General features: G+C 38.1%; 2 protein-coding genes. Both read left to right on the forward strand.

Annotation, left to right across the window (positions count from 1 at the left end):
* Positions 1–693: 693 nt before the first annotated feature.
* Positions 694–867, forward strand: a complete 174-nt coding sequence (locus ACFU0Y_RS18015; RefSeq protein ID WP_375839303.1) for a hypothetical protein — start codon at positions 694–696, stop codon at positions 865–867.
* 90 nt (positions 868–957) lie between these two features.
* Complete coding sequence (locus tag ACFU0Y_RS18020; RefSeq protein WP_375839305.1) at positions 958–1,866, forward strand: hypothetical protein; 909 nt, start codon at positions 958–960, stop codon at positions 1,864–1,866.
* Positions 1,867–1,952: the final 86 nt, after the last annotated feature.

Below are 1,952 nucleotides of genomic sequence, written 5' to 3' on the forward strand. Positions count from 1 at the left end.
GATTTTTGAAGCAAAACGGTTCCTCTTTATGGAGCCGTTTTTTTTATTTCCCGAAGGGTTATTTGTCAGAATGACAAACCGATTTCGAGCCGGCGAGAACCCATTGTCACACCACGATTTAGGGGGTGTGTATAAATGGGCACTCTCTGTGAAATTTGAAGCTTTGAAATTCCGAATGGCGCACTTATACACTCTGTCGAGTGAGTGCTAAAATGCTGAAGCATTTCCGTCAAGCGTGTGGAGGAATCTTGTAGAGAGATATAGCATAGATACCCGTATCTCTAGAGATATTTTGGTATATCCCTGCTATATCTATGGGGTATCTATGCTATATCTTTGGCTTCAAAAACGGCACCTGTTCTAAGAGCATAGAAACTCAACAGGCACAGCCTGTTTGACACCCTTTTTTTTAGGGTGGCACCGAGTTTCCTTATGCTCTTTTTCTCTGAAGCTAAACCTGTTTTATATGTCGTAGTCTTTTTATTGGGAGTGACCCCTTGCTGTACAATTTCCGGAGGTGCCGATAAGGGACGAATTTTCCCTTGTCGGTTGCCTTTGGGGATTGTAAGGGGTGGAGGCTCGGAATCAAAAGGAAACGAAATATCATTCCGAGTGTGCTTCTTTTTTCTGTTCTTGAATTCTATTATTTCCAATGTTAGAATTATGTTAACAACTTGTTAGGAGTGTGTTTGGATGGAAGAGAAAAAACAAATTGGACCTCGAATTACTGTTGAAACATTTAAAAAGCTAGAGTTATTAGCCGAACATTTTACAAAACACAATGAATTTGGAAGAGTTTCAAAAGATGCTGTAATTGAGTTTGCTATTAAGGAATTGTATAGGGACTATTTGGGAAAAGGACGCTAATTTTTGTTGAAAAACTGACTTCGGATTTGGGGTTCTTTATTATTAACTTGATTTTAATTAAACATTACAGGAAAAATTGAGGGGAAATGGATGGATAAACGCAATGGTGACGCGGTTTTCATAGCTCCAAATGATGTTGTAAAAGTGACCACTATGAATCACGTCATTGAAGTTCAGCATATGGAGAAGATGAACCGGAAAAATAATATCAAAAAATTGGACAAGGATAGGTTTGTAGACCTCTCTACTGGGGAGATCCGGGAGTTCGAGCATTCGGAAAATCGGCAGGAAAATTATAATTCTTTGAGACAAACCTTTAAGAAGCTGCGTTATTTGATAAATAACAATTTTATAGGACGGCCAAATGAATTACATATAACTTTGACATACAAGAAAAATATGACGGACACGAAAAAACTTTATAGTGATTTTCAAAATTTTATCGACAGGTTGCGTTATAAATACAAGAAAGAAAGTTCGATAGATTATTTATCGGTGGTAGAGCCACAAGGACGTGGAGCCTGGCATTGTCATGTTTTAATGCGCTTTAATGATTTGGATAAGATTTATATTAAAAATGCTGAATTAAGGAGTCTATGGGGTTTAGGATTTGTAACAATCAAGTCATTAAAGGATATAGACAACATAGGAGCCTATTTGAGCGCTTATTTGACTGATATAGACCTAGAAGATGTCCAAGACAGGGAAACAGCCTTAAAAGTGGCTTCAGAGGGCTGTGAGGTGCAAACAAAGATCGTAGAAGGTCGGGAAAAGAAATTTTTAAAAGGCGGACGGCTGCACATGTATCCTTCCGGAATGAATATGTATCGAAAATCAAAAGGGATTGTTAAGCCGGAACGGGAAGAAATGAAGTTCGGAGACATAAAAAAAGTAGTGGGTTCGGCAAAACCACACTACGAGAAAAGTTATCATGTCGAAAATGACAATTTTGAAAACACAATTTCGTTTCTCCAGTATAACACAAAACGTGATTTTTGAAGCAAAACGGTTCCTCTTTATGGAGCCGTTTTTTTTATTTCCCGAAGGGTTATTTGTCAGAATGACAAACCGATTTCGAGCCGGCG

The organism is Kocuria sp. NPDC057446 (assembly GCF_042802875.1).
In the GTDB taxonomy this organism is placed as follows: Bacteria; Actinomycetota; Actinomycetes; order Actinomycetales; family Micrococcaceae; genus Kocuria.

Excerpts from the sequence above, each read along its gene's own strand:
- ACFU0Y_RS18015 (WP_375839303.1), top strand. The coding sequence starts at position 694 with ATGGAAGAGAAAAAACAAATTGGACCTCGAATTACTGTTGAAACATTT.
- ACFU0Y_RS18020 (WP_375839305.1), top strand. The coding sequence starts at position 958 with ATGGATAAACGCAATGGTGACGCGGTTTTCATAGCTCCAAATGATGTT.